The organism is Bradyrhizobium sp. BR 1432 (assembly GCF_051547705.1).
In the GTDB taxonomy this organism is placed as follows: Bacteria; Pseudomonadota; Alphaproteobacteria; order Rhizobiales; family Xanthobacteraceae; genus Bradyrhizobium; species Bradyrhizobium zhanjiangense.
In genome coordinates this window covers 8,257,878-8,282,189 of sequence record NZ_JBPUGF010000003.1, presented here as the reverse complement: position 1 = coordinate 8,282,189, position 24,312 = coordinate 8,257,878, and the positions used below count along the sequence as shown (strand labels likewise).

The window sequence follows — 24,312 nt, the reverse complement described above, 5'->3', positions numbered from 1 at the left end:
AAATGCGCAGGCTGCATGGCACGCGCGCGTCACGCCGGGACCGGCGCGGTGTTGACCGCGTGGCAGGCGACGCCGTCGATCAGTTCCGGCGTGTCCTTGCGACAGAGATCGAACGCCAGCGGACAGCGCGGGTTGAAGGCGCAGCCGGAGGGGGATGGATCGGGTTCGGGATCTCGCCCTTGACCGGAATGCGTTGGCGGCCGCTCATGGCGAGATCTGGCACGGCACCCAGCAGCATCTTGGTGTAGGGCATGCGCGGACGGGCGAACAGCTCGCGTCCTTCCGCGATCTCGACGATGCGACCGAGATACATCACGCCGACCCGGCTCGCCATGTGGCGGACCACGGCGAGGTTGTGGCTGATGAACATGTAGGTCAGGCCGAACTTGTCCTGGAGATCGCGCATCAGATTCAGGATCTGGGCCTGCACGGAGACGTCGAGGGCCGAGGTCGGCTCGTCGCAGACGATGAACTCGGCGTCCGATGCGAGCGCGCGCGCGATCGCGATGCGCTGGCGCTGGCCGCCGGAGAATTCGTGCGGAAATTTCAGCCGGTCGTCTGGATGCAGGCCGACGAGGCTGAGCAGCTCGCCGACGCGGGCCTGGATATCACGCTCGCCCTGGATCAGGTCGAAGGCGCGGATCGGCTCGGAGATGATGGCATCGACCCGGAAGCGAGGGTTCAGGCTGGCATAGGGGTCCTGGAAGATCATCTGGATACGGCGGCGCAGCTTCCGCCGCGCCGACGCCTGTCGCGGATCGGTCATCGACACGCCGTCGATCAGCACATCGCCAGAACTCGGCGGCAACAGGCCGACGACCATGCGCGCCACCGTGGTCTTGCCGGAACCGGATTCGCCGACCAGGGCGAACGTCTCGCCCTTCCTGATCTCGAAGCTAACGTGATCGACCGCCTTGAGGTATTCGAGATGCCCACCTTCGAGCACGCGGTTGAGCCATGGCTTCGAGACGTCGAAGACGCGGCGTAGATTTGTAGCCTGGACGAAGGGAGCGCTCATGCCGCGCTCTCCGCGGGCACATTGTCATAGAGGTGGCAGGCAACCGACTGCGCGCCACGTGGGAGCGGCTCCGGCCGGTCCACCCGGCAGCGGTCGAAGGCGAACGCGCAGCGCGGATTGAACGAGCAGCCCGGCGGAATCGCCGACAGGCGCGGCATGGATCCGGGAATCTGCACGAGACGCTTGTCGTCTCCGGCCAGCGTCGGGATCGCGCCCATCAGCCCCCTGGCGTAGGGGTGCAGCGGATTCTTCACGACATCCTGTACCGGCCCGATCTCGGCGATGCGGCCGGCATACATTACCGCGACCCGGTCCGACGTCTCCGCGATCACGCCCATGTCGTGCGTCACCAGCATCACCGCCGTGCCGTGGTCGCGTCCGAGCCGTTTGATCAGCGAGATGATCTGCGCCTGCACGGAGACATCGAGCGCGGTGGTCGGCTCGTCGGCGATGATCAGTTCCGGCTCGGCGCAGATCGCCAGCGCAATGACCACGCGCTGGCGCATGCCGCCGGAGAATTCGTGGGGATAGCCGTCGATGCGCTTTTCCGGCGCGGGAATGCCGACTTCGGCCAAGAGGTCGATGGCGCGGCGGCGCGCCGCTTGTTCGGAGAGATTGAGGTGGGTCCGGATCGTCTCCACGATCTGGTCGCCGACCCGGTAGAGCGGATTGAGCGAGGTGAGGGGATCCTGGAAGATCATGCCGATGCGCTTGCCCCGGATGCGGCGCATCTCCTCCGGTGGCAGATTGTCGATGCGCAGGCCCGCGAGATGAATCTCGCCGCCGGCGATGCGGCCGGGCGGATCGATCAAGCCGATCACCGAGAGGCCGGTGACGGACTTGCCGGCGCCGGATTTGCCGACCACGCCGAGCACCTCGCCCTTGGCGATGTCGAAGGACACGCCGTCGATGGCGCGCAGCGTGCCGCGGCGGGAGGCGAACTCCACATGAAGATTACGCACGGAGAGAACAGGTTCGGTCATGGGCGAGCCGTACTCATCTGAGCTTCGGGTTCAGCGCGTTGCGCAGCCAGTCGCCGAGCAGATTGATCGAGAGGATCAGCGCTGCCAGCGCAAGCCCGGGGAAGGCGACGATCCACCATTCGCCGGCGAACAGGTAGTTGTTGCCGATCCGGATCAGCGTCCCCAGCGAGGGCATGGTGTCGGGCAGGCCGACGCCGAGGAAGGACAGCGTCGCCTCGGTGATGATGGCCAGCGCGAGGTTGATGGTGGCGATGACCAGGATCGGGCCCATCGTGTTCGGCAGCACATGCCGCAGCATGATCTTTGGTGCGGGCAGGCCGATCAGCTGCGCCGCAGCCACATAGTCCTTGTTCTTCTCGACCATGACGGAACCGCGCACCGTGCGGGCATAGCCCACCCAGAAGCTCAGGCCGATCGAGATCACCAGCACCACCAGCATGCTGTTGGCATCCAGGCGGTTGCCCAGGATCGATTTCGCGATGCCATTGACCAGCAGCGCGATCAGGATGGCGGGGAAGGTGAGCTGCACGTCGGCGATCCGCATGATCACGCCGTCAACCGCGCCGCCGAAATAGCCGGCGATCAGGCCGAGCGCGATGCCGAGCGCGCCGGCGAAGATCACGCCGGCCACGCCGACGGCGAGCGAGATGCGCATCCCGTAGAGAATGGCGGAGAACACGTCGCGGCCCTGCTCGTCGGTGCCGAGCAGGAACGGACTCTGGCCGTCTGCGGTCCACAGCGGCGAAATCCGCGAATTCATCAATTGCAGTTGCGCCGGATCGAACGGGTTCTGCACCGCGAGCCAGGAGGCAAAGATCGCAAGCAGGAAGAACAAGACCGTGATGGCCGCCGCCACCATGGTGAGCTTGGAGCGCCGGAACGAATAAAAGAGGTCGCTGTCGAGCGCGCGGCTGAACCAGCTGTGGGCGGCATGCGTCGGCTGCGCGCTCTGCTTGTCGGAATTGGAGACGACTGCGTCGGACATGCAGGCTGCCTTATGCGGCGCGGCCGACGGTCGCGCGCAAGCGCGGATCGACCACGGTGTAGAGGATGTCGACCACCAAATTGATAGTGACGAAAATCAGCGAGACCATCAGCAGGTAGGCGGCCATGATCGGGATATCGACATTTTGCACGGCCTGCACGAACAGAAGTCCCATGCCCGGCCATTGGAACACGGTTTCGGTGATGATCGAAAAGGCAATAACCGAGCCAAACTGAAGTCCGGCGACCGTGATCACGGGAATCAGCGTGTTCTTCAGCGCGTGGCCGAAATGAATGGCACGGGTGGTCAGCCCCCTCGCGCGGGCGAAGCGGATATAGTCAGTCCGCAGCACTTCCAGCATCTCCGCGCGCACCAGCCGCATGATCAGGGTCATCTGGAACAGGCCGAGCGTGATCGCGGGCATGATCAGCGCCTTCAGGCCCGACAGCGTGAGCAGGCCCGTGGTCCACCAGCCGAGCTTGACCACCTCGCCGCGGCCGAAGGAGGGCAGCCAGCCCAATGTCACCGCGAACAGATAGATCAGAAGAATGCCGATCAGGAAAGTTGGCAGCGAGATGCCGATCAGCGAAACCGCCTGGAATAATTTGGCGAGCACGGTATCCCGCCTGAGCGCCGAATAGACGCCCATCAGGATGCCGAGCACCATTGCAAAGACGGTCGCGCAGATCGCAAGTTCCAGCGTCGCGGGCATGCGCTCCATCAACAGCGTCGAGACCGGCTGGCGGAACTGATAGGAGACGCCGAACTTGAACTGCGCGGCATCGGCGAAATAGCGCACGAATTGCAACGGCACGGGATCGTCCAGGCCGAGCGACTTGCGCACGACCTCGCGTTCGGCCGCCGACGTGTCGATCGAGACGATCTGGTTGACGGGGTCGCCGGCGAAGCGGAACATCGAGAAGGCGATGATGCCGACGGCGAACATGACGCCGATGGCCTGAACGGCGCGGCGAAGCGTGAAAGCGAGCATGCCTTCCACTTTCCTTGGGTGTGCGTACGGCCGACGTCCTTGTCGGCCGGAAAGGAAAGGTCCCGGAAGTCTGACGCTGCCGGGACCTCGTGTTCAACTGACGCTATTCCTTCTTGGTTGCCCAGTGGAACATGACGAGATTGTCGGCACGCTGCGGCAGGTTGACCTTTTTCGATACGCCCCAGGCCAGAGCCTGCTGGTGCAGCGGGATGTAGGCCCAGTCCTTGTTGGCGATTTCGTAGGCCTGCTTGATCAGCTGGTTGCGCTTGGCAGTGTCGGTTTCGACCAGCACCTTGTCGGTGATGGCGTCGAACTCCTTGTTGCAGTAGCCGCCGAGATTGGCCTCACCGCGCGAGGATTTCGCATCGTCGCGGCAACCCATGATGTCATAGAGCACGTTGTGGGAATCCATCGTGCTCGGCGTCCAGCCCAGGAGGTAGAACGAGGTCTGGTAGCCGCCTTGCTTGAGCACCTTGGCGAAGTACTGCGCCTTCGGCTGCGCCAGGAGATTGATCTTGACGCCGATGCGGGCGAGCATGCCGACGACGGCCTGGCAGATCGCGGCGTCGTTGACGTAACGATCGTTCGGGCAATCCATGGTGACCTCGAAGCCATCGGGGTAACCGGCCGCGGTCAGAAGCTTCTTGGCGCCATCAGGGTCGAATTTCGGCCGCGTGAACTCCTTGGACAGCACAAACAATTCCGGCGCAATCATCAGAGCTGACGGCGTCGACAGTCCACGCATGACGCGCGTCTTGATGAGCTCGATATCAATCGCCTTGTAGAAGGCCTCGCGGACACGGACGTCCTTGAACGGGTTCTTGCCCTTGATGTTGGAGTAGAGCAGCTCGTCACGGGTCTGGTCGAAGCCGATGAAGATGGTGCGTAGCTCCGGCCCTTTCAGCACCTGTGCATTCGGGCTGGAATCGACGCGGGAAATGTCCTGGATCGGCACCGGCTCGATGACATCGACTTCGCCCGAGAGCAGCGCGGCGACGCGGGTGGCATCGGAGGCGATCGGGGTGAAGATGATCTCCTTCAGGTTACCTTCCATCTTGCCCCAGTAATTGGGGTTGGCTTTGAACACCGTCTTCACGCCGGGCTGGTGGCTTTCGATGATGAAGGGGCCGGTGCCATTCTCGTGCAGCGAGGCGTAGCTCGGCGTGGTCGCCGCCACCGGCGTCGGATCGACGACATTGTTCTCCTCGGCCCATTTCTTGTCCATGATGTACCAGACATCCCACGACGAATGCAGGATGGGATTGGGCGAGGGCAGAACGAAATCGACGGTGTAGTCGTCGACCTTCACGACCTTGACGTCGGCCGCAAGGCGGGTCTGCATATTGGACCCCTTCTTGCGGACCCGATCGGCGGAGAACAGCACATCGTCGGCGGTGAAGGGATCGCCGTTGTGGAACTTCACGCCCTTGCGCAAATGGAAGCGCCAGCGGGTCGGCTCCGGAGTTTCCCAGCTTTCCGCCAGTGCCGGAATGATCTTGAGGTCCTTGTCCCGCGCAGTCAGGCCTTGATAGACGTGACCGAGATGGGCATGGGTGGTGCTCTCGTTGAGGGTATAGGGATCAAGCGACTTCAGGTCGCCCTGGTTGGCATAGCGCAACGTCTGGCTCAACGCCGGCGAGACCGTCAACGCAACCGTACCGGCGAGCGCCACCGCAAACAGACTTCGACCTACTGACATTCTTGACCCTCTCCACACCGCCGTGCCGGTGATTTTTGATTTGTTCGGCCGGCCGATCAATCCATGTTGCCCAGAGTTCTCGACCCGTGCAAGCGTCATTCCAGCAAGGAACGCGCCAACTTGCACCGCTGTGCAGCAATGCTGACCAGCATTGGCCGGCGGATGGACGCGGGTGCGAGCAATTTGATTGACCATACCCGCCGATGGCGGAAGCCGGCGTCCCGCCGCCGACATCAGGTCGCTTGCGTCGCACCACAACTCGCGGCGATACTGCCGGCAGGCCGCTCGAATCTCATCAGGAGGGGATATGAAAGTTAACATCGAAATCGACTGCACCCCCCTCGAGGCCCGCCAGTTCTTTGGATTGCCCGATGTGTCGCCGATGCAGACGGCGGTGATGGACAAGCTACAGCAGCAGGTCTTGAGCAGCATCGACAAGGTCTCGCCCGAATCGTTGGTCCAGAGCTGGTTTACGTACGATCCCAAGCTCGCCGAGCGGTTTCAGGATATGTTCGTCGCGATGGCCGGCCTCGGCGGCACGCGCAGTAGCGACAAGAAGAAATAGTGGCGTCAGGGCCGGACGGGACGCTGGATTCAGGCCGGCTTCGTCCGCCGGGTGTCGGACTGCTGCTTGCCGAGGCTCGGGGCCTGTTCGAACTCAATGCGAGCCTGCTGCTGTCGCCGCTGCTGATGCGCGCGCCGAGGGGCGACGGCCATCCGGTGCTGGCGCTGCCGGGCTTCCTCGCCAGCGATCTCTCGATGGCGCCGATGCGGCGCTATCTCAGCGAGCTCGGTTATGAGGCACATGCCTGGCGGATGGGCCGCAATCTCGGCGGGCTCGGACGGATGCGGGACGCCTTGCGCGTTCGTCTGGGCGAAATCCATGCCGCGTCCGGACGCAAGGTCAGCCTGGTCGGATGGAGCCTCGGCGGCGTCTATGCCCGTGATCTCGCACTTCAGGCGCCGGAAATGGTCCGCTATGTCGTCACGCTCGGCAGCCCTTTTGCCAACGACGTGCGGGCGACCAACGCCACGCGGCTGTACGAGGCGCTGTCCGGCGAGCGGGTCGAGGATTTTGCCGAACAGCGCGAGGCGATCGCCGGCGATCTGCCGGTGCCCACGAGCTCGATCTATTCGCGCGCCGACGGTGTCGTGAACTGGCGGACCTGTCTGCTGCGTCCTTCCGACCGTGCCGAAAACATCGAGGTGCACCTGGCGAGCCATATCGGGCTCGGGGTCAACCCCGCGGCGCTATGGGCCGTGGCGGACCGCCTGGCGCAACCGGAGGGGGAATTCTGGCCATTTGACCGGGCCGGGCCGTTTGCCATTGCATATGCCCCGCCGGAACAGGCAGTATCGGCCTGACGAGAAGCGCAGACCAAGGCGCCCGTCGAAATCTTGCGGGAGGGAACTATGGCTGACGGTAAGAAGCTGTCGTCGCTGGACGCGTCGTTTCTCTATCTGGAAACGCCGGAAATGCCGATGCATGTCGGCAGCATGGCTATCTTTCGCCTGCCTGACGATTACAAGGGCGACTTCTTCGAAGACTTCAAGGCGATGATCGTCTCGCGCCTGCACATCGCGCCGATCCTGAAGGCGCGGCTGGAGAAGGCGCCGCTCGACATTGATCACCCCTCCTGGGTCGAGGACGACCAGTTCGACATCGACCGCCACATTTTCCGCGCCAGCCTGCCGCAGCCGCGCGACCGCGCCACGCTCGAACGCATCGTCGGCTGGATGCATGCCAAGCTCCTGAACCGGGCCCGTCCGCTCTGGGAGTTCTACGTGTTCGAGGGCATGAAGGACAACGAGGTCGGGCTTTATTCCAAGATGCATCATGCCGCCATCGACGGCGGCGCCGGTGCGGCCCTGACCAACATGATCTACGACATCTCGCCGATCCCGCGGAAGGTCGATCCTCCGACGGCAGGGGCCAAGCCCGGACAGGAGCCGCGCGACATCGCCGCCAACCTGCTCGATTCCTATCAGCAGCTCTTCAGCCAGCCGCTCGATGCATCGGCGGCCGCGAAGAACCTTCAATTGCCGCGCACCGGCAAGAGTGACATCGGTTCGATCCTGTTCGACAATGCGATGTACCAGATCGAGAGTGCGGTACGCTTCGCTGGCAACATCCCGACCGTGCTCAAGAGCGTCTCCGACGTGCTCGGTAAGGTCGCCGATCCGAAGTCGCGCGAGAGCCTCGCCAGCATGGTGTCGCCGCCGACCATGCTCAACAAGACCATCTCGTCGGAGCGCAGTTTCGCCGGCGTATCGATTTCACTGTCACGGGCGAAGGCGCTGGCCAAGCAGGCCGGCGGCAAGCTCAACGACGTGGTGCTGGCGCTCGCCTCAGGCGTGGTCCGCCGCTATCTGCAGCAATATGGCACGCTGCCGGCGAAATCCCTCACCGCCGCCGTGCCGATCTCGCTGCGCGAGGAGGGCAACACCGAGGCCAACAACCAGGTGTTCGGCATGATCTGCTCGATCGCGACCAACATCGCCGATCCAAAGGCGCGGCTCGAAGCGATCATCGCGCAATCGACCAAGTCCAAGGAGATGTCGCATCCGCTGCGGGCACTGATGCCGCAGGTCTCCAATATCTCGATGCTGGGCGCACCGATCATGGTGCAGATCCTGGCGCTGCTCTACAGCCGCTCCAACCTGTCGGACGTGCTGCCGCCGGCCGCCAACATCACGGTATCCAACGTGCCCGGACCGCGACAGACGCTCTATGCCGCAGGGGCCGAGCTTCTGCACATCTTCCCGGTGTCGATCGCGACGCATGGGCAGGCGCTCAACATCACCGTGCAGAGCTATCGGGACCAGCTCGATTTCGGCTTCATCGTCGGCGCCAACATCATTCCGCATGTGCAGGTGATGTGCGACATGCTGCCGGAAGAGTTCACCGCACTAGAGGCGGCCTATGCGCCGCCCGCGGCCGATATCAAGGGTGCTGCGGAGTAGGAAGTTCGCCATGATTGAAATGCCACCGCTCAAGTTCGCGACGACGAACGGAATCCGCATGGGCTATTACGAGGCTGGCCCGGCCGATGACAAGCCGCCGGTCGTGCTGTGCCACGGCTGGCCCGAGCTCGCCTTTTCTTGGCGGCACCAGATCAAGGCGTTGAGCGAGGCCGGCATCCGCGTGATCGCGCCGGACCAGCGCGGCTACGGTGCGACCGACCGGCCCGAGCCGGTCGAGGCCTACGACATCGAGAACCTGACCGGCGATCTCGTCGGACTGCTCGATCATCTGCAGATCGACCAGGCGATCTTCGTCGGTCACGACTGGGGCGGCTTCGTCGTCTGGCAGATGCCGTTGCGGCATATCGACCGGGTCGCCGGCGTGGTCGGCATCAACACGCCCCACACCAATCGCGCCTGGGCCGATCCGATCGAGCTGTTGCGCGCACGCTTCGGCGACAAGATGTACATCGTGCAGTTCCAGGATCCGGCGCGCGAGCCGGACAGGATTTTCGGCAGCCGTGTCGAACAGACCTTCGATGCGTTCATGCGTAAGCCGGTGCCGCGCCCGGCCGACGCGCCGCCGGAGGAGGTGGTTGCCGGTGTCGGTGCTTCGCCGCGGCTCAATCTGGCATTTCCGCAGATGATTGCCGCCTATGACGCGAAGCACGATCCGCGTACGCCGATCCTGTCGCCGGAAGAGAAGAAAGTCTTCGTCGATGCCTTCACCAGAACCGGCTTCACCGGCGGCATCAACTGGTACCGCAACATGTCGCGCAACTGGACGCGTGCCGAAGGGCTCGATCATACGGTCCGCGTACCGTCGCTGATGATCATGGCCGAGAATGACGCGGTGTTGCCGCCATCCTCCGCTGATGGCATGGACAAGCTGATTCCCGATCTCGAGAAGTATCTCGTCAAGGATAGCGGCCATTGGACGCAGCAGGAGAAGCCGGAGGAGGTCAGCGCCAAGCTGATCGAATGGCGTAGAAGGCGGTTTGGCTAGGCCGTCATTGCGAGCGAAGCGAAGCAATCCAGGAATGTATCCGCGGAGAGACTCTGGATTGCGTCGTCGCAAGAGCTCCTCGCAATGACGAGGGTTACTGAGGGGGAAACGCTTTTCATGTCAGCCAAGAACCGACTCGACCCGATCCCGCATCCGCCGACCAAGCCGGTGGTCGGCAACATGTTGTCGCTGGACTCGGCCGCCCCCGTGCAGCACCTGACGCGGCTTGCCAAGGAGCTCGGTCCGATTTTCTGGCTCGACATGATGGGCTCGCCGATCGTCGTCGTCTCCGGCCACGATCTCGTCGACGAACTCTCCAACGAGAAGCGCTTCGACAAGACGGTGCGGGGCGCGCTGCGGCGTGTGCGTGCGGTTGGCGGTGATGGCCTGTTCACGGCCGATACCAAGGAGCCGAACTGGAGCAAGGCGCACAACATTCTGCTCCAGCCGTTCGGCAACCGCGCCATGCAGTCCTATCATCCGAGCATGGTCGATATCGCCGAGCAACTCGTCCACAAATGGGAGCGGCTCAACGCCGACGACGAGATCGACGTCGTCCACGACATGACCGCGCTAACGCTTGATACGATCGGCCTGTGCGGCTTCGATTATCGCTTCAACTCGTTCTACCGGCGCGACTACCACCCCTTCGTCGAGTCGCTGGTGCGCTCGCTCGAAACCATCATGATGACGCGCGGCTTGCCGTTCGAGCAGCTCTGGATGCAGAAGCGGCGCAAGACCTTGGCCGAAGACGTCGCCTTCATGAACAAGATGGTCGACGAGATCATCGCGGAGCGCCGCAAGAGTGCGGACGGGATCGACGACAAGAAGGACATGCTGGCCGCGATGATGACCGGCGTCGACCGCCCGACCGGCGAGCAGCTCGATGACGTCAACATTCGCTACCAGATCAACACCTTCCTGATCGCGGGTCACGAGACCACCAGCGGCCTGTTGTCCTACACGCTCTATGCGCTGCTCAAGCATCCGGACATTCTCAAGAAGGCCTATGACGAGGTCGACCGCGTCTTCGGCCCCGACGTCAATGCGAAACCGACCTATCAGCAGGTGACGCAGCTCACCTACATCACGCAAATCCTGAAAGAGGCACTGCGGCTGTGGCCGCCGGCGCCGGCCTACGGCATCTCGCCGCTCAACGACGAGACCATTGGCGGTGGCAAGTACAAACTCAGGAAGGGCACGTTCACGACCATCTTAGTGACGGCGTTGCATCGCGATCCCAGCGTCTGGGGACCGAACCCGGATGCGTTCGATCCCGAGAATTTCAGCCGCGAAGCGGAAGCCAAGCGGCCGATCAATGCCTGGAAGCCGTTCGGCAACGGCCAGCGCGCCTGCATCGGCCGCGGCTTTGCCATGCACGAGGCTGCGCTTGCGCTCGGCATGATCCTGCAGCGCTTCAAGCTGATCGATCACCAGCGCTATCAAATGCACCTGAAGGAAACGCTGACGATGAAGCCGGAAGGCTTCAAGATCAAGGTGCGCCCGCGTGCCGACCGCGAGCGCGGTGCCTATGGCGGTCCCATCGCGGCTGTGGCCTCGGCACCGAGGGCGCCACGCCAGCCGACCGCGCGGCCCGGCCACAACACACCGATGCTGGTGCTGTACGGCTCCAATCTCGGCACCGCCGAGGAACTGGCGACGCGCATGGCCGATCTCGCCGAGATCAACGGTTTCGCCGTTCACCTTGGCCCGCTCGACGATTACGTCGGCAAGCTGCCGCAGGAGGGCGGCGTGCTCATCATCTGCGCCTCCTATAACGGTGCGGCGCCTGATAACGCGACGCAGTTCGTCAAATGGCTCGGCAGCGACTTGCCGACGGATGCCTTTGCCAATGTGCGCTACGCCGTGTTCGGCTGCGGCAACAGCGACTGGGCGGCGACCTATCAGTCGGTGCCGCGCTTCATCGACGAGCAATTGTCGGCGCATGGCGGGCGCGCCGTCTTCCCGCGCGGCGAAGGCGATGCGCGCAGCGATCTCGACGGCCAGTTTCAGAAATGGTTCCCGGCGGCTGCCCAGGTCGCGACCAAGGAATTCGGCATCGACTGGAATTTCACCCGCACCGCGGAGGACGATCCGCTTTACGCGATCGAGCCCGTCGCGGTGACCGCCGTCAACACCATCGTCGCCCAGGGCGGCGCGGTGGCGATGAAGGTGCTGGTCAATGACGAGCTCCAGAACAAGGAAGGGTCAAATCCCTCGGAGCGTTCGACGCGCCACATCGAGGTGCAGCTGCCGTCCAACATCACCTACCGCGTCGGGGATCACTCAAGCGTCGTCCCGCGCAACGATCCAACGCTGGTGGACTCGGTCGCCCGCCGTTTCGGCTTCCTGCCGGCCGACCAGATCAGGCTTCAGGTGGCCGAAGGCCGGCGCGCGCAATTGCCGGTTGGCGAGGCCGTATCGGTCGGCCGCCTGCTCAGCGAGTTCGTCGAGCTGCAGCAGGTGGCGACGCGCAAGCAAATCCAGATCATGGCCGAGCACACCCGCTGTCCGGTCACCAAACCGAAGCTGTTGGCCTTCGTCGGCGAGGAAGCAGAGCCGGCCGAGCGCTACCGCAGCGAGATCCTGGCCAAGCGCAAATCGGTGTTCGACCTGCTGCTCGAATATCCGGCCTGCGAATTGCCGTTTCACGTCTATCTGGAAATGCTCTCGCTGTTGGCGCCGCGCTACTACTCGATCTCGTCCTCGCCGTCGGTCGACTCGGCGCGATGCAGCGTCACCGTCGGCGTGGTCGAAGGTCCGGCAGCCTCCGGTAGCGGCACCTATAAAGGCATCTGCTCGAATTATCTCGCCAACCGTCGCGCGGGCGATGCGATCTACGCGACGGTGCGCGAGACCAAGGCCGGTTTCCGGCTTCCCGATGATTCATCGGTGCCGATCATCATGATCGGGCCGGGCACGGGACTTGCCCCATTCCGCGGCTTCCTTCAGGAGCGCGCCGCGCGCAAGGCGAAGGGGGCCACGCTCGGTCCGGCCATGCTGTTCTTCGGCTGCCGCCACCCCGACCAGGACTTTCTCTACGCGGACGAATTGAAGGCGCTGGCGGCAAGCGGCATCGCCGAGCTCTTCACGGCGTTCTCGCGCGCGGACGGACCCAAGACCTATGTGCAGCACGTACTTGCCGCGCAGAAGGACAAGGTCTGGCCGCTGATCCAGCAAGGCGCCATCATCTATGTCTGCGGCGACGGCGGCAAGATGGAGCCCGACGTGAAGGCCGCGCTCGTCGCGATCCACCGCGAGAAGAGCGGCAGCGATGCCGCGGCCAGCGCATGCTGGATCGAGGAGATGGGCGCGAAGAACCGCTATGTGCTGGACGTCTGGGCGGGCGGATAGGGCGGGCGCTCCATCCGGGCTAATCGTGCTAAACGTCAGGCATGATTCCCTGGGAAAAGATCGACACCGCGCAAATCCCCGGTTCCGACGGTGAGCTGCGCCTGATGCGGCGCGGCAACGAGTTCTCCATCAAGCTCGGCAGCAACGAGCTGATGAACAGCCGCTTGTCGGGCTCGGAGGCGGCGCTTGCGACGCTGGCGGCAAAGCAGATCGAGAATGTCTTAAAGCCCGTCGTCCTCATCGGTGGCCTCGGCATGGGCTTTACGCTGCGTGCGGCGCTTGCCGTGCTCGGAAGCAACGCGAGGATCGTGGTCGCCGAACTCGTGCCTGCGGTGGCGGCCTGGGCGCGCGGCCCGATGGCGCAGGTCTTCGGCGACAGCCTCGATGATCCCAGGGTGAGCATCCGGCAGACCGACGTTGGCGAAATCATCCGGGCGCAGCGGTCCGCCTTCGACGCCATTCTCCTCGACGTCGACAACGGGCCGGAAGGGCTGACCCGGAAGGGCAACGACGCGCTCTACGATGCGCGCGGGCTCACGGCGGCGAAGATGGCGCTGCGGCCGGGCGGCGTGCTCGCTGTCTGGTCTTCAGGACCCAACCCCGCCTTCACCAAGCGCCTCGGCCGTGCCGGCTTCGATGTCAATGAAGTCAACGTCCGTGCCACCGGCAGAGGCGGCGGCGCGCGCCACGTGATCTGGATTGCGCGGAAAAGTTAGGCCGTTCCTCAGCCGCTGTTCTATCCGTCAGAACATCGTGTTGCCGTTTGCGGGATTTTCAGGAATGTCCTGAACGACGTCCCAGTGTTCGACGATCTTGCCGTTTTCCAGCTTGAAGATATCCACGATTGCGCGCCCCTTGCTGCCGGGCTCGCGAACGGAGTGAACGTGTAGGATCACAAAGTCGCCATCCACGAAGCTGCGCTTGATCTCGCTATGCGAGTTCGGAAACTTTTCGCGCAGGAAGCCGATGAATTTTCGGAAGCCATCCGGTCCATCGGCCGCGTTTGGATTGTGCTGGACGTAGCGGTCGCCGACATGGGTAAGCGCCGCATCAGCGTCCTTCTGATTGAGACCCTTCTCGTAGAAGGCCAGTAAGGTTTTGCGATTGGCTTCTTCTTGCGCGCTACCGGCCATCGCAGCGCTACTGGCGAGCGAGAGCATGAGAATTGCAGCAGTGATCATTGCGCCTGGTCGGACGATCGAATGCATGTGAGCTCCGAGAGGCCGCAGCTTCTTTGCGATTGAGGAAGGCCTGTATAGCTTTCGCGCCGGCTTTCGTTAAGAGAGTAACCAGCCACTCACATGGTCACCGTAAGGAGACCGGCGGTCTACGCCGCCTGCGCCGCCGCCCCATGCGCGTGCTTGTCGATCGCGCCGATGATCTCCGGCCAGAACCGCATCGGCAGCGCGTGGCCCATGCCCTCGATCATCAATAGCTTGGCGCCTGGAATTGACGCTGCCGTGTCCTTGCCACCCTCGGGATGGACCAGGGGATCGACGGTGCCGTGAATGACCAGCGTCGGCGTCCTCATGCCATGAAGCCGTTCCTTGCGGCTGCCGGAGGCGAGCACGGCGCGGAGCTGCCGGCCGACACCGGCCGGATTAAGTCCGCGCGCGAACACCCGCTCGGCACGACCGGGGTCGAGCGCTTCCTCCTCGGGAAAATGCCCGACGCGCAGCACCTTCCAGGTCTGGCCGAAGCGGACCATGAATTCCTCCTTGCTGCGCGGCGGCGGCGCCATCAGCATGGCGGCCGCCTCGCGTGTCGGCGGCGGCACGCGCGGATTGCCTGTCGTTGACATGATCGAGGTCAGCGAACGCACGCGCTCGGGGAACGACAGCGTCACTTCCTGCGCGATCATGCCGCCCATCGAGGCGCCGACCAGATGCGCCGACTTGATGCCGAGCGCGTCCATCAGCCCGACCGTGTCCCTGGCCATGTCGATCAGCTTGTAGGTCGCTGCCACGGGAATCCTGAGGAAGCGCAGCTTCAACAGCTCGAGCGGCGTTAGCCGCTTGCCGCCCGTCAGATGGCTCGACTTGCCGATATCGCGATTGTCGAAGCGGATCACGCGAAAGCCGCGCGCGGCGAGCTGCTCGCAGAACGCATCGTCCCAATGGATCATCTGCGCCCCGAGCCCCATGATCAGCAGCAGCGGCTCAGCGTTGCCGTTGCCGAAAATCTCGTAACAGATGTCGATGCCATTGGCGCGGACGGTCTGGGGCGGCTGATGGACGGTCACGGTCGCTTTCCCTTGCTGCTGACCAATGCTGTATTGCACGGTTTCCCGCGGCAAAGAAGCCGTGTGTGCGGCACCGGGTCGCTTGCCGGTTGACCGGCCCCTCGCAACGGTGTGGTATGGCCAAAAAGAAGGGCGTCGAAGCTCTCGATACCAGGAGGACGCCGATGACCGACAAGACCAACGACCCCGTCGCCTTATGGCAGAAGATGGTGGGCGAGATGGAGAAGGGGTTCAACTCCTTCGCCAACCAGGCCATGTCATCGCCCGAGTTTTCACAGGCGATGAACCGTGCGGGAGGAGTTGCTGCAGGTGCTCAGAAGCAGCTCGGCGAGCTCGTGGAGAAATACCTCGTCGCAATGAACCTGCCGAGCCGCGAGCAGGTCACGGGTCTTGCGGAGCGGCTCCAGTCCATTGAAGTCCAGCTCGACGAGATGAAGTCGATACTGAGCCAAATGGCGGCGAGCTCGGGCATCTCGCAAGGCTCCGATGGGACGCCACGGCCGCCGCGGACGAAGCGTCCGCCCTCCGAAAACGGAGAGCAGAAATGAATGCGCCGACGGGACTTGATTTCGCATCTATCCCGGAGCGCATCCAGACCGAGGTGCAGCGCGCGATCCAGCGCAGCATCAAGGGTGTCGAATATTCTCGACCTCCGGCCCCACGCTCGGCTCGACACCGAAGGACGTGCTGCATTCGCGCGGCACGATGAGCCTCTACCACTACCGGCCGATGTCGGACGAGATCTACCGCATCCCGGTGCTGATCGTGATGGCGACGACCAATCGCGGCTACATTCTCGACCTCGTCCCCGGCCAGAGCTTCATCGAGTTCCTGCTCAAGCGCGGTTACGACGTCTATATGCTCGACTGGAGCGCGCCGAGGCCGGAGGAGAAGAGCCTGCGGATGGAGGACTATGTCCTCGACTTCATCCCGGATTGCGTCCGCCGCGTGCAAGCCGATTCCGGCGAGCAGGACGTTTCCGTCATCGGCTATTGCTTCGGCGGCGTGCTGTCGCTGCTCTACGGCTCGATCCACAAGGACGGGCCGATGAAGAATCTGATCTGCTTCACCACGCCGATCGACTTCCGCGAGATGAAGCTGTTCTCGAATTTCTCCGACCGCCGCTATTTCGATGTCGACCATCTCGTCGACAGCGTCGGCAACGTGCCGCCGGAGATGATCCTGTCCTCGTTCGAGATGCTGCGTCCGGCCTCGCGCACGGTGAGCCAAATCCAGCTCTGGGAAAACATCTGGAACGACGAGTTCGTCAAGTCTTACCGCATGTTCGACCGCTGGGCGACCGACACGCTGCCGCTGGCGGGCGAGTATTTCCGCACCATCACCAAGGACCTGATGTGGGACAACAAGCTATTCAACGACACCATGTCGGTCGGCGGCCGCGCGGCGAAGCTCGAAAACATCAAGGTGCCGATCCTTCATGCCGTCGCCGAGCACGATCACATCGTGCCTTATGACGCCGCAAAGCACCTGATCGCGAAGATCGGCTCCGAGGACAAGGAAGAGGTGATGTTGAAGGGCGGCCACGTCTCCCTCGTCGCCGGTGCCAACGCGGTGAAGCGGCTGTGGCCAAAATTGGACTCCTGGCTGGGAAAGAGATCGACATGAGTGAGCAGCGTTCCTATCCGCGTCACATCAAGACCGATGCTGGTGATATCGAGATCCGCCTGATGTCGCCCGGAGACGAAGCCGCGGTGCTCGCCTTCGGCCAAGGTCTTCCGTCCCACGATCTGTTGTTCCTGCCACGCAATATCAGCGAGCCGAAGGTGCTCTCCGCCTGGGTCAAGGAGATCGAGCGCGGCGCAATCACGAGCCTGCTCGCGGTGAGGGACGGCAAGGTCGTCGGCTGCGGCACGCTGGTGCGTGATCCGCATTCCTGGTCGCCTCATGTCGGCGAGATCCGCATGGTGGTCTCGTCCGACGTGCGCGGGCAGGGTGTGGGGAAGGCGCTCTCACAGGAGACCTTTGCACTTGCGCTCGGGGCTGGCCTGGAAAAGCTCTCGGTGCAGATGACGGTCGACCAGCAGGCGGCGATCGCGCTTTTCGAAGGCCTCGGGTTCAAGGCCGAGGCGCTGCTGCGCGACCACGTGCGGGATATCGATGGCAAGACCCATGACATTGTCGTGCTGGGGCACAACATCGCGCAGGTTCAGGCGCAGATGGAGGCCTATGGATTGCCAGGCGCCGTCCAGCATTAAGCCGAAGATCGGGCCGGTACGGACCTAATTCGTCCGAGACGGCCTCCAACTAGGGCACTGTGGCGCCTTGTGTTAAGGCTGTTCACGATTTCGTGATATCGCACTGCAATACGAATATTGCATCGCACAATTTACTACGCCATATAAGCCATGCCCCGGGCCAATGCGGACGGGGTGAGCCATAGCTCAGACCAATGAGGATGGAGAGAACCCCATGACCACTGAAACCAACACCGCTTTCGAGGGCTTCAAGGACGCTTTCAAGAACATCCAGAATCTGGAAGTTCCCGAGGCCGCCCGCGAGTTCGTCAAGAAGACCGCCAACACCGCCAAGGACCGTGCCGCCGAAGCTTTCGCCGGCTCCGAGCGGGTGACCGCCGCCGTCGAGAACGCGGTGACCGAATCCGTCGCCGAGGCCGGCAAGATCAGCCGCAATATCCAGCAGGCGATCTATGAGGACGCCGAGGCGTTCTTCTCGGGCATCGACAAGCTCGCGTCCGCCAAGTCGATCAGCGAGGCCGTCGAGATCCAGTCGAGCCTGCTCCGCGCCCGCGGCGAAGCGTTCGTCTCGCGTGCAAAGGCGACCGCCGACTATCTCGGCAAGCTCGCCGCCAACGGTGCGAAGTCCGCTCAGGACAACTTTGCCAAGGTCTACAACAAGACCGCCTGATTTGGCGCCTGAGTAGCAACTGAATTTGAGGCCCGCTTCGGCGGGCCTTTGTTTTGCGCTGCCGCAGTCGTCGTTGCGAGGAGCGAAGCGACGAAGCAATCCAGAGTCTTTCCACGGAGGCAGACTGGATTGCTTCGCTTCGCTCGCAATGACGGGTAGGGTGATGCAGTCATGAACGCACCCGCCACCTTTTCCTTCGACACCCCCGGCGACGCCGAACGCGCGGCGGAGCTGCGGCGCGTGAAAGCGCTGGCGACGCTGGTGTTGGCCTCGACGCTCGCTCTGTTCACTGTCGCAAAACTCCTGCTGAACGTGCATCCCGTGTTCGGCTTCATCGCGGCCTTCGCGGAAGCCGCGACCATCGGCGGGCTCGCCGACTGGTATGCCGTGGTCGCGCTCTTCAAACGGCCGCTCGGCCTGCCGATCCCGCATACCGCGATCATCCAGAGCAACCAGGCCCGCATCGCCGACAAGCTCGGCGAATTCATCCAGGTGCATTTCCTCGAGACCGGTCCCGTCGAGGCCAAGCTGAAGGAAATCGATTTCGGCTCCTTCGTCGCCGACTGGCTGCGTGACCGCAAGCGCAGCGACGATCTCGCGCGCTTTGCGCTGCGCCTGCTGCCGGAGGCGTTCTCAGCGACGGAAAGCTCGGGCCTGATGACCTTCATCATCCGCCGCATGTCTTCCCAGCTCCAGGCGATCGACCTTGCGCCGCTCGCCGCGGGCACGCTGCGCGGCTTCGTCGCGGAAGGGCGGCACCAGATTCTGTTCGACGATCTCCTGCGCGTGATGCACGACACGCTGAATCAGAAGGAGACGATGGCGATGATCCGCGAGAAGGTGCGCGCGGAATTGCCGACGTTGCTGCGGCTCTATCGCGCCGACAAGTTTCTGGTGAACAAGATCGTGGCGTCCGCCACCGCTTTCTTCAATGAAGTGCGCAGCGACCCCAAACATCCGTTCCGCGGCGAGTTCGATCGCATGGTGTTGAACTTCGTCGACCAGCTCGGCACCGATCGGGCCTATATCGACCGCATCGACGGCCTGAAGCGCGATCTGCTGGCGCGGCCGGAGCTTGCCGATCTCGCCCGCACCGTCTGGGCCAACACGCGCTCCTTCATCGAGCGCAGCGCAAGCGGCGAGACGCAAGTGCTCCAGCATCATCTCGCCGGCATGTTCGTCGCCGCGGGCGAAGCGCTCGCCGGCGATGCCGAACTGCGCGGGGAGATCAACAAGGGCTTGGTGACCGTGCTGCGCAGCGTCGTCGCCGATCAGAAGGGCGGCGTCTCGACCTTCATCTCCGACCAGGTCAAGGCGTGGAATATGACGCAGTTGATTTCGCTGATCGAAATCAACATCGGACGCGACCTGCAATACATCCGCTTCAACGGTTCGTTGATCGGCGGCCTCGCGGGACTTGCGCTCTACTCCGTAGAATTCCTGCTCCGATTGCTGTGACTTTTGCGTCACGGCCGTTAGCATTAACGCGTGGGCCTATTGTCGCCTTGCGCCTCTCCCGCTTGAATGTCGGGAACCGGCCGCCTAGCTGATTCATGTTGCGCTGCGGAACGATCAAGAAGCCGGCGTATTGGAATTCACGCCCGTTTGCCGGCATCGCAGCCGGCGGCCTTTCCAGGAATTCGTCCCAGGGGAAAAATTGATGACCGCAACTGCCCAGACGCTGCGTCCGCCGTCCCGCACCCTGATGTTTCTGGAGGGGCGTGCGATTCATGAGTTCGGCGCATTCCTCGGCGCGCTGCCGCTGCTGAGCCTTGCGCCCCGCGGCGATGGGCATCCGGTGCTGGTACTGCCGGGCCTCGTGGCCTCCGATACGTCCACGCGCGCGCTGCGCGCGTTTCTGGCCAGCAAAGGCTATGCGGTGAGCGGCTGGCGCCAGGGTCGCAACTACGGACTGCGTCCCGGCGTCCAGCACGCGATGGTCGATCTGGTCCAGGAGCTCAGCGACACGCATGGCCGCAAGATCAGCCTGGTCGGCTGGAGCCTCGGCGGCCTCTATGCGCGCCAGCTCGCCAAGATGATGCCGGAGCGCGTACGCCAGGTGATCACGCTCGGCAGCCCCTTTGCCGGCGATCCGCGCTCGACCAACGCCTGGCGCGTCTATGAATGGGCGAGCGGGCGCAAGGCCGACGAGGTCGATCCGCGTTTCGGCGGCGAGCTAGCCCTCCCGCCGCCGGTGCCGACCACCGCCATCTTCAGCCGCACCGACGGCGTCTGCGCCTGGCAGGGCTGCATGGAGAAATCGGGAGCGCAGACCGAGAGCATCGAGGTCGAAAGCAGCCATTGCGGCATGGGTCATCATCCCGCCGTGGTCTATGCCGTGGCCGACCGCCTCGCGCAGAAAGAAGGCCAGTGGCGGCCGTTCGATCGCAGCGGCTGGCGCAGCCTGGCCTATCCCGATCCGCACAGGTGATTGCTTCCTTCGCCTCTCCCCGCTTGCGGGGAGAGGCCGACACGCGGAGCGTGGCGGGTGAGGGGGAATCTCCGCGAGTCCGTCTGCTACTGAGTTTGCTGATACAGCCCCTCACCCCAACCCTCTCCCCGTAGGAACGGGGAGAGGGAGAAGAGGACGCGCCGTCTCGAAGGATCGAGCCTGGCTCTCGCCTCGTCGCTCCCGTCCATTGTCGCGCCCGCACCAAACGCGCTATGCCTCGCGGATGGCGCATCCGTTGTCCCGTATCATCGACCAGCTCAAGCGCGAGCCGTCGCGCACCGGCTCCATCGTCATCACCGTGTTCGGTGACGCCATCGTGCCGCGCGGCGGTGTGGTGTGGCTCGGCACGCTGTTGGAATTCTTCGAAAGCCTCGACATCGACAGTGGCGTGGTGCGCACCGCGATGTCGCGCCTTGCGGCCGATGGCTGGCTGACCCGCGAAAAGGTCGGCCGCAACAGCTTCTATCGGCTGGCCGAAAAGGGACGCCAGACTTTCGAGGCCGCGACGCGCCACATCTACGATCCGCCGCCGTCCGACTGGACCGGTCGCTTCGAGCTGCTCCTGATCGGCAACGGCGAGGACCGCGACGCCTCGCGCGAGGCACTCCGCAATGCCGGCTTCGGCAGTCCGCTGCCGGGCGTATGGGTCGCGCCGTCGGGCGTACCGGTGCCCGACGAGGCCGTGGGCGCGATCCGTCTCGAAGTCTCGGCGGAGGATGACAGCGGCCGCCGCCTGCTCAGCGCGAGCTGGCCGCTGGACCGCACTGCGGATGCGTATCTGAAATTCATGAAGACGTTCGAGCCGCTCCGTGCCGCGATCGCGCGCGGCACGGATTTATCCGAGGCTGACGCCTTCACCGCGCGCATCCTCCTGATCCACTATTACCGCCGCGTGGTGCTGCGCGATCCGCTGTTGCCCGAAAGCCTGTTGCCGTCGGATTGGCCGGGCAGGGCGGCGCGTGCGCTTTGCGGCGAGATTTATCGCGCACTGCTGGCTCCGTCGGAACAATGGCTCGACAGCCATGGAACCAACGAGAGGGGACCCTTGCCCGCGGCGCGGAAGCTTCTGGAACGGAGGTTCGGCGTTTGATCTATATGTTACAGAAATATCTTGCATGAACTAAATTCTGTTATATATTTCCTCCCAACAAATCGGGAGGATGCGCATGTACACCCAGGCGCTGAACACGGCCGAGACCGACGATCGCGGTCTTGAGGACGCGGCCAGGGCTGCGCAATTCCAGGGCCGCATCGATGCCGAGGAGCGCATCGAGCCGAACGACTGGATGCCGGCGGCCTACCGCAAGACGCTCACCCGCCAGATCTCCCAGCACGCCCATTCCGAGATCGTCGGCATGCTGCCCGAGGGCAACTGGATCACGCGCGCGCCGACGCTGCGCCGCAAGGCCGCGCTGCTCGCCAAGGTGCAGGACGAATGCGGCCACGGGCTCTATCTCTATGCCGCCGCCGAGACGTTAGGGACCTCGCGCGAAGAACTGGTCGACGCGATGCTCGCGGGCAAAGCCAAATATTCCTCGATCTTCAATTATCCGACGCTGACCTGGGCCGACATCGGCACCATCGGCTGGCTGGTCGACGGCGCCGCGATCATGAACCAGATCCCACTGTGCCGCTGCTCCTATGGCCCCTATGCGCGCGCGATGATCCGCGTCTGCAAGGAGGAGTCATTTCACCAGCGCCAGGGCTACGAGATCATGCTGACGCTGTGCCGCGGCTCGGAGGAGCAGAAGGCGATGGCGCAGGATGCGTTGAACCGCTGGTGGTGGCCGGTGCTGATGATGTTCGGCCCGCCGGATGCGACGAGCCAGCACAGCGACACCTCGACGAAGTGGAAGATCAAGCGCTTCTCCAATGACGAGCTGCGCCAGAAATTCGTCGATGCTGACGGTGCCGCAGGCGCAATATCTCGGCCTCACCATTCCAGATCCTGCCATGACGCAGGATGTGGACGGGCACTGGCGCTACAGCGAGATCGACTGGACCGAATTCAAGCAGGTGCTCGCCGGCAACGGCCCGTGCAATCGCGATCGCATGGCCGCGCGCCGCAAGGCGCACGAGGAGGGCGCCTGGGTGCGTGAGGCGGCAGCCGCTTACGCGGCAAAGCGCGCGCAGCGTCAGACCGCACAAGCCGCGGAATAGGGAGATCACGATGGCCACGCCGAACACGCCGCTGTGGGAAGTCTTCATTCGCAGCCGCAACGGGCTTGCGCACAAACATGTCGGCTCGCTGCATGCGAGCGACGCGACGATGGCGCTGCAAGCTGCTCGGGACATTTACACCCGTCGCGGCGAGGGCCTGTCGATCTGGGTCGTGCCCTCCATCGCGATCACCGCGAGCGATCCGGCCGACAAGGGCATGATGTTCGAACCGGCGGAATCGAAGATCTATCGGCACCCGACCTTTTATGAGGTGCCCGAAGAAGTGGGGCACATGTGATGCCGGTCGCCAACATCCAGGTCTCCGAAACGCCGCTAGTGCTGTACGCGCTGCGCCGCGCCGATGACGCGCTGATCCTCGGCCACCGGTTGTCGGAATGGTGCGGTCACTCGCCGATGCTGGAAGAGGACATGGCGCTGTCCAACATCGCGCTCGACCTGATCGGCCAGGCGCGCGAGCTCTACACTTACGCCGCCAAGGTCGAAGGCAACGACAACGACGAGGACAAACTCGCCTATCTGCGCGACGTCAGGCAATACCGTAACCTTCTGCTGGTCGAACAGCCGAACGGCGATTTCGCCCAGACGCTGGTGCGGCAGTTCTTCTATTCCGCCTTCGCCGACCTCTATTGGCGCGCGATGATGACCTCGCGCGATACGACGCTTGCCGCCATTGCGGCCAAGTCGGAGAAAGAGAGCGCCTATCATCTGCGCCATGCCTCCGAGTGGATCATCCGGCTCGGCGACGGCACGGACGAAAGCAGGGCCCGCGCGCAGGCCGCGATCGATCATCTCTGGGCGTTCACCGGTGAGATGTTTGCCGTGGACGAAGCCGAGCGCGCCCTGATCCATGCCGATATTGCCATCGATCCGGCGAGCTTGCGCGGTCGTTGGTTGACGACGTTGTCTGATATTGTCAGAGAGGCGACACTTGAGCTGCCGCAGAACGACTGGATGCAGCAGAGTGGCCGCTCTGGCCGGCACAGCGAGCATCTCGGCCATCTCCTGTCCGAGCTGCAATCGATGCAGCGCACCTTCCCGGGGTCGACATGGTGACGGTGCTGGAGCGCGATAGCGAGCTACGCCGGCGGGCCTGGGATGCCGCGGCGAGCGTGGTCGATCCCGAGATTCCGGTGCTGACCATCGCCGATCTCGGCGTGCTCCGTGACGTCGTTCTGGACGGCGATCGCGTCGAGGTCGCGATCACGCCGACCTATTCGGGCTGCCCGGCCATGAACATGATTGCACTCGAGATCGAGCTTGCACTGGAGCGCGCCGGCTTCCGTCGTCCGGAGGTGCGCACGGTGTTGTCGCCGGCCTGGACCACCGACTGGATGAGCGAGGAGGGCCGCCGGAAGCTGCGCGCCTACGGCATCGCGCCGCCGCAGGCCTCAAGCTCGCGCCGCGCGCTATTCGGCGGACAGGCCGTCGCGTGTCCGCAATGCGGCTCTGACAAGACCGAACTCTTGTCCGAATTCGGCTCGACCTCCTGCAAGGCGCTCTGGCGGTGCAAGGCCTGCCGTGAACCCTTCGATTATTTCAAGTGTCATTGAT

21 protein-coding genes and 3 pseudogenes are annotated in these 24,312 nt (G+C 63.7%); 17 read left to right on the top strand and 7 right to left on the bottom strand.

Features of this window, described 5'->3' with window-relative positions; translation table 11 throughout:
• Positions 1-29: 29 nt before the first annotated feature.
• The 5 genes and pseudogenes from ACSKB8_RS40040 to ACSKB8_RS40020 form a co-directional block, all read right to left on the bottom strand.
• Positions 30-1,018: pseudogene (locus ACSKB8_RS40040) on the bottom strand (ABC transporter ATP-binding protein).
• Positions 1,015-2,001, bottom strand: coding sequence for an ABC transporter ATP-binding protein (locus ACSKB8_RS40035; protein WP_438110036.1), 987 nt, complete (start codon positions 1,999-2,001; stop codon positions 1,015-1,017). Before ACSKB8_RS40035 ends, ACSKB8_RS40040 begins: the two are co-directional and overlap by 4 nt.
• A 13-nt stretch (positions 2,002-2,014) precedes the next feature.
• Complete coding sequence (locus ACSKB8_RS40030; RefSeq protein ID WP_438110034.1) at positions 2,015-2,986, bottom strand: ABC transporter permease; 972 nt, start codon at positions 2,984-2,986, stop codon at positions 2,015-2,017.
• 10 nt (positions 2,987-2,996) lie between these two features.
• Positions 2,997-3,977, bottom strand: a complete 981-nt coding sequence (locus ACSKB8_RS40025; protein WP_438110032.1) for an ABC transporter permease — start codon at positions 3,975-3,977, stop codon at positions 2,997-2,999.
• Between the two features lie 103 nt (positions 3,978-4,080).
• On the bottom strand, positions 4,081-5,676 hold the full coding sequence (locus ACSKB8_RS40020; protein WP_438110030.1) for an ABC transporter substrate-binding protein: 1,596 nt from the start codon (positions 5,674-5,676) through the stop codon (positions 4,081-4,083).
• Positions 5,677-5,983: 307 nt separating this feature from the next.
• On the opposite strand from ACSKB8_RS40020, the gene ACSKB8_RS40015 reads away from it, so the two are divergent.
• The 6 genes from ACSKB8_RS40015 to ACSKB8_RS39990 all read left to right on the top strand — a co-directional run bounded on the left by ACSKB8_RS40015 (position 5,984) and on the right by ACSKB8_RS39990 (position 13,716).
• The gene (locus tag ACSKB8_RS40015) at positions 5,984-6,241 is read left to right on the top strand and encodes a DUF6489 family protein (RefSeq protein WP_438110028.1); all 258 of its coding nucleotides are present in this window, start codon (positions 5,984-5,986) and stop codon (positions 6,239-6,241) included.
• The gene (locus tag ACSKB8_RS40010; protein WP_438110026.1) at positions 6,241-7,041 is read left to right on the top strand and encodes an esterase/lipase family protein; all 801 of its coding nucleotides are present in this window, start codon (positions 6,241-6,243) and stop codon (positions 7,039-7,041) included. The genes ACSKB8_RS40015 and ACSKB8_RS40010 overlap by 1 nt, the downstream gene beginning before the upstream one ends.
• Positions 7,042-7,089: 48 nt before the next feature.
• Positions 7,090-8,640 carry a WS/DGAT/MGAT family O-acyltransferase gene (locus ACSKB8_RS40005; protein ID WP_438110024.1) on the top strand — a complete coding sequence of 517 codons (1,551 nt, stop codon included), beginning with the start codon at positions 7,090-7,092 and terminating at the stop codon, positions 8,638-8,640.
• Between the two features lie 10 nt (positions 8,641-8,650).
• The gene (locus tag ACSKB8_RS40000; RefSeq protein ID WP_438110022.1) at positions 8,651-9,646 is read left to right on the top strand and encodes an alpha/beta fold hydrolase; all 996 of its coding nucleotides are present in this window, start codon (positions 8,651-8,653) and stop codon (positions 9,644-9,646) included.
• Positions 9,647-9,763: 117 nt separating this feature from the next.
• A complete protein-coding gene (locus ACSKB8_RS39995) occupies positions 9,764-13,000 on the top strand; it encodes a bifunctional cytochrome P450/NADPH--P450 reductase (protein ID WP_438110020.1) in 3,237 nt (1,078 codons plus the stop codon).
• Positions 13,001-13,041: 41 nt separating this feature from the next.
• Complete coding sequence (locus ACSKB8_RS39990) at positions 13,042-13,716, top strand: spermidine synthase (protein ID WP_438110018.1); 675 nt, start codon at positions 13,042-13,044, stop codon at positions 13,714-13,716.
• A gap of 27 nt (positions 13,717-13,743) precedes the next feature.
• Here ACSKB8_RS39990 and ACSKB8_RS39985 read toward each other — a convergent pair whose 3' ends face one another.
• Positions 13,744-14,208 (bottom strand): nuclear transport factor 2 family protein, encoded by a 465-nt coding sequence (locus ACSKB8_RS39985; RefSeq protein WP_438110016.1) that lies wholly within the window; start codon positions 14,206-14,208, stop codon positions 13,744-13,746.
• A 119-nt stretch (positions 14,209-14,327) separates the two neighbouring features.
• A complete protein-coding gene (locus ACSKB8_RS39980) occupies positions 14,328-15,242 on the bottom strand; it encodes an alpha/beta fold hydrolase (protein WP_438110014.1) in 915 nt (304 codons plus the stop codon).
• 164 nt (positions 15,243-15,406) lie between these two features.
• On the opposite strand from ACSKB8_RS39980, the gene ACSKB8_RS39975 reads away from it, so the two are divergent.
• The 11 genes and pseudogenes from ACSKB8_RS39975 (at position 15,407) to paaD (ending at position 24,311) form a co-directional block, all read left to right on the top strand.
• Entirely contained in the window at positions 15,407-15,790 is a 384-nt protein-coding gene (locus ACSKB8_RS39975; RefSeq protein WP_438110012.1) for a hypothetical protein, read from the top strand.
• Positions 15,787-16,868: pseudogene (locus ACSKB8_RS39970) on the top strand (PHA/PHB synthase family protein). Before ACSKB8_RS39975 ends, ACSKB8_RS39970 begins: the two are co-directional and overlap by 4 nt.
• Positions 16,865-17,458 (top strand): GNAT family N-acetyltransferase, encoded by a 594-nt coding sequence (locus ACSKB8_RS39965; protein WP_176945755.1) that lies wholly within the window; start codon positions 16,865-16,867, stop codon positions 17,456-17,458. Before ACSKB8_RS39970 ends, ACSKB8_RS39965 begins: the two are co-directional and overlap by 4 nt.
• Positions 17,459-17,672: 214 nt before the next feature.
• Positions 17,673-18,128 carry a phasin gene (locus ACSKB8_RS39960; RefSeq protein ID WP_438110010.1) on the top strand — a complete coding sequence of 152 codons (456 nt, stop codon included), beginning with the start codon at positions 17,673-17,675 and terminating at the stop codon, positions 18,126-18,128.
• A gap of 171 nt (positions 18,129-18,299) precedes the next feature.
• A complete protein-coding gene (locus ACSKB8_RS39955; protein ID WP_370985124.1) occupies positions 18,300-19,586 on the top strand; it encodes a DUF445 domain-containing protein in 1,287 nt (428 codons plus the stop codon).
• Between the two features lie 202 nt (positions 19,587-19,788).
• Entirely contained in the window at positions 19,789-20,559 is a 771-nt protein-coding gene (locus ACSKB8_RS39950) for an esterase/lipase family protein (protein WP_370985125.1), read from the top strand.
• Positions 20,560-20,803: 244 nt separating this feature from the next.
• Positions 20,804-21,670 (top strand): phenylacetic acid degradation operon negative regulatory protein PaaX, encoded by an 867-nt coding sequence (paaX, locus tag ACSKB8_RS39945; RefSeq protein WP_370985127.1) that lies wholly within the window; start codon positions 20,804-20,806, stop codon positions 21,668-21,670.
• A gap of 76 nt (positions 21,671-21,746) precedes the next feature.
• Positions 21,747-22,740 (top strand): annotated as a pseudogene (paaA, locus tag ACSKB8_RS39940) (1,2-phenylacetyl-CoA epoxidase subunit PaaA).
• Between the two features lie 10 nt (positions 22,741-22,750).
• Positions 22,751-23,038 (top strand): 1,2-phenylacetyl-CoA epoxidase subunit PaaB, encoded by a 288-nt coding sequence (paaB, locus tag ACSKB8_RS39935; protein WP_370985129.1) that lies wholly within the window; start codon positions 22,751-22,753, stop codon positions 23,036-23,038.
• On the top strand, positions 23,038-23,814 hold the full coding sequence (paaC, locus tag ACSKB8_RS39930) for a 1,2-phenylacetyl-CoA epoxidase subunit PaaC (protein ID WP_438110007.1): 777 nt from the start codon (positions 23,038-23,040) through the stop codon (positions 23,812-23,814). The genes paaB and paaC overlap by 1 nt, the downstream gene beginning before the upstream one ends.
• Positions 23,808-24,311: a 1,2-phenylacetyl-CoA epoxidase subunit PaaD gene (paaD, locus tag ACSKB8_RS39925; protein WP_370985131.1), complete on the top strand. Its 504-nt coding sequence runs from the start codon at positions 23,808-23,810 to the stop codon at positions 24,309-24,311. The genes paaC and paaD overlap by 7 nt, the downstream gene beginning before the upstream one ends.
• Position 24,312 lies beyond the last annotated feature (1 nt).

Excerpts from the sequence above, each read along its gene's own strand:
- ACSKB8_RS40035 (WP_438110036.1), bottom strand. The coding sequence starts at position 2,001 with ATGACCGAACCTGTTCTCTCCGTGCGTAATCTTCATGTGGAGTTCGCC.
- ACSKB8_RS40030 (WP_438110034.1), bottom strand. The coding sequence starts at position 2,986 with ATGTCCGACGCAGTCGTCTCCAATTCCGACAAGCAGAGCGCGCAGCCG.
- ACSKB8_RS40025 (WP_438110032.1), bottom strand. The coding sequence starts at position 3,977 with ATGCTCGCTTTCACGCTTCGCCGCGCCGTTCAGGCCATCGGCGTCATG.
- ACSKB8_RS40020 (WP_438110030.1), bottom strand. The coding sequence starts at position 5,676 with ATGTCAGTAGGTCGAAGTCTGTTTGCGGTGGCGCTCGCCGGTACGGTT.
- ACSKB8_RS40015 (WP_438110028.1), top strand. The coding sequence starts at position 5,984 with ATGAAAGTTAACATCGAAATCGACTGCACCCCCCTCGAGGCCCGCCAG.
- ACSKB8_RS40005 (WP_438110024.1), top strand. The coding sequence starts at position 7,090 with ATGGCTGACGGTAAGAAGCTGTCGTCGCTGGACGCGTCGTTTCTCTAT.
- ACSKB8_RS40000 (WP_438110022.1), top strand. The coding sequence starts at position 8,651 with ATGATTGAAATGCCACCGCTCAAGTTCGCGACGACGAACGGAATCCGC.
- ACSKB8_RS39995 (WP_438110020.1), top strand. The coding sequence starts at position 9,764 with ATGTCAGCCAAGAACCGACTCGACCCGATCCCGCATCCGCCGACCAAG.
- ACSKB8_RS39990 (WP_438110018.1), top strand. The coding sequence starts at position 13,042 with ATGATTCCCTGGGAAAAGATCGACACCGCGCAAATCCCCGGTTCCGAC.
- ACSKB8_RS39985 (WP_438110016.1), bottom strand. The coding sequence starts at position 14,208 with ATGCATTCGATCGTCCGACCAGGCGCAATGATCACTGCTGCAATTCTC.
- ACSKB8_RS39975 (WP_438110012.1), top strand. The coding sequence starts at position 15,407 with ATGACCGACAAGACCAACGACCCCGTCGCCTTATGGCAGAAGATGGTG.
- ACSKB8_RS39965 (WP_176945755.1), top strand. The coding sequence starts at position 16,865 with ATGAGTGAGCAGCGTTCCTATCCGCGTCACATCAAGACCGATGCTGGT.
- ACSKB8_RS39960 (WP_438110010.1), top strand. The coding sequence starts at position 17,673 with ATGACCACTGAAACCAACACCGCTTTCGAGGGCTTCAAGGACGCTTTC.
- ACSKB8_RS39955 (WP_370985124.1), top strand. The coding sequence starts at position 18,300 with ATGAACGCACCCGCCACCTTTTCCTTCGACACCCCCGGCGACGCCGAA.
- ACSKB8_RS39950 (WP_370985125.1), top strand. The coding sequence starts at position 19,789 with ATGACCGCAACTGCCCAGACGCTGCGTCCGCCGTCCCGCACCCTGATG.
- paaX (WP_370985127.1), top strand. The coding sequence starts at position 20,804 with ATGGCGCATCCGTTGTCCCGTATCATCGACCAGCTCAAGCGCGAGCCG.
- paaB (WP_370985129.1), top strand. The coding sequence starts at position 22,751 with ATGGCCACGCCGAACACGCCGCTGTGGGAAGTCTTCATTCGCAGCCGC.
- paaC (WP_438110007.1), top strand. The coding sequence starts at position 23,038 with ATGCCGGTCGCCAACATCCAGGTCTCCGAAACGCCGCTAGTGCTGTAC.
- paaD (WP_370985131.1), top strand. The coding sequence starts at position 23,808 with ATGGTGACGGTGCTGGAGCGCGATAGCGAGCTACGCCGGCGGGCCTGG.